Annotated in this window: 1 protein-coding gene; it reads right to left on the bottom strand. The window is 72.7% G+C overall.

What is annotated here, in order from left to right; genetic code table 11:
• Positions 1 to 1,676: ABC transporter transmembrane domain-containing protein (locus AOK18_RS28005; protein ID WP_157865260.1), on the bottom strand; the 1,676-nt coding region annotated here is incomplete at its 3' end.
• Positions 1,677 to 1,980 lie beyond the last annotated feature (304 nt).

Raw genomic sequence — 1,980 nt, forward strand, 5'->3', positions numbered from 1 at the left:
TCGTCGAGCAGGCGGCGCAGATCGTCCAGGACCTGTTCGGCGGCCTCTCCGGGCAGCCGGTCGATCTGGTTGAGGACGACGAACATGACCTCCGCGTGGGCCGCCATGGGCCGCAGGTACCGCTCGTGGAGCATCGCGTCGGCGTACTTCTCCGGGTCGACGACCCAGATGACGGCGTCGACCAGGGCCAGCACCCGGTCGACCTGTTCGCGGTGCTGGACGGCCGCCGAGTCGTGGTCCGGCAGGTCGACGAGGACGAGTCCGCGCAGCTGCTCGTCCGCGTCCGCCGTCGCCTGCAGCGGGCGCCGGCGCAGCCGGGGCGGGATGCCGAGCCGTTCGATGAGGCCCGCGGCGCCGTCGCTCCAACTGCACGCGATGGGCGCGGCGGTGGTCGGACGCCGTACGCCGGTCTCCGAGATGACGGCTCCGGCGAGGACGTTGAACAACTGCGACTTGCCGCTGCCGGTCGCGCCGACCAGGGCCATCGACTCACCGGGCCGGATGTGCAGGTCGACCCGGTCCAGGACGGGCGGGGACCCGGAAGGGGCGTCGGGGTAGCGGAAGGTGACGCCGTGGAAGCGCAGTCCGCCGCCGCCCCCGGGGGCGGCCGGTGTCCGCGCGCCGTCGGGGCCCCGCCCCTCCTCCTCGGCGTCCATCACCTCGAAGTACCGCTCGGTCGCGGTCGCCGCCTCCTGGCTCATCGCCAGCAGGAAACCGATCGAGTCCACGGGCCAGCGCAGTGCCAGGGCCGTCGACAGGAACGCCACCAGGGTGCCCGCGGACAGGTCCCCGTCGGCCACCCGCACGGTGCCCCACACCAGGGTCGTGCCGATGGCCAGCTCCGGGAGCGTCACGATGACGCTCATGATGGCGCCCAGCAGCCGGGCCTTGCGCAGCTCGGTGCCGCGCAGGTCCCCGGACAGCTTCCGGAACGTCCGCGCCTGGCTGCGGTGCCGTCCGAACCCCTTGATGACACGGATGCCGAGCACGCTCTCCTCGACGACCGTCGTCAGATCGCCGACCTGGTCCTGGGCGAGCCGCGACGCCTCGGAGTACCGCTTCTCGAAGGCCACGCAGATGACCATCACCGGCACGACCGGAATCAGGACCACCAGCCCCAGAGCCCAGTCCTGGAGCAGCATGATGACCACACCGACCAGGATCGTCACCCCGTTGACCAGCAGGAACGTCAGGGGGAAGGCCAGGAACATGCGCACCAGCATCAGATCCGTGGTCCCCCGGGACAGCAGCTGTCCCGACGGCCAGCGGTCGTGGAACGCCACCGGCAGCCGCTGCAGACGCCGGTACAGGTCCGCCCGCATCCCCGCCTCCACGCCCGCCAGCGGGCGTGCCACCAGCCACCGCCGGAGCCCGAACAGCAGCGCCTCCGCGAGCCCGAGCAGCAGCAGGTACAGCGCGCCGAGCCACACACCCGCCGGGTCCCGGCCGGCGATGGGGCCGTCCACCATCCACTTCAGGACCAGGGGGATGACCAGGCCGATGCACGAGGCGAGGATCGCGACGAAGGCGGCGGTGAACAGCCGTGCCCGCACGGGCCGTACGTACGGCCACAGCCGCAGCAACGCACGAACCGTGGATCGTGCTTCGGTCGCTTCGGTCGCTTCGGTCGCTTCGGTCGCTTCGCGCGTTTCGAGGGGTGGGGGTGTCGTGGCCATCGGCAGTGAGCCTACGGATCGCGACGGGCACTGCCCACCGAGTTTTGGCCGGACCGGGCCCGGTCTTTGGACCTACGACCTGCGGCTGCGACCGGTGACGGGTCCGGACCGCGGGCGTCGCACCACTCCGTCGGCCGACGCCCCGCCCGTCCCCCGCTCCGTGACCGCGCCCCCGGGGGAGGCCGCGGCGGCGGTCGCCCCCGCACGCGGCGTCCCCGGCCGGGGTCAGGCCGCCGGGTACGGCAGCAGACCGCTGTCGACCTCCTCCCAGGCCGACTTCAGCTCCGCGAGCAGATCCGGCCGG

The sequence above is a fragment of the Streptomyces prasinopilosus genome, assembly GCF_001419695.1.
GTDB classification, from domain to species: Bacteria; Actinomycetota; Actinomycetes; order Streptomycetales; family Streptomycetaceae; genus Streptomyces; species Streptomyces prasinopilosus.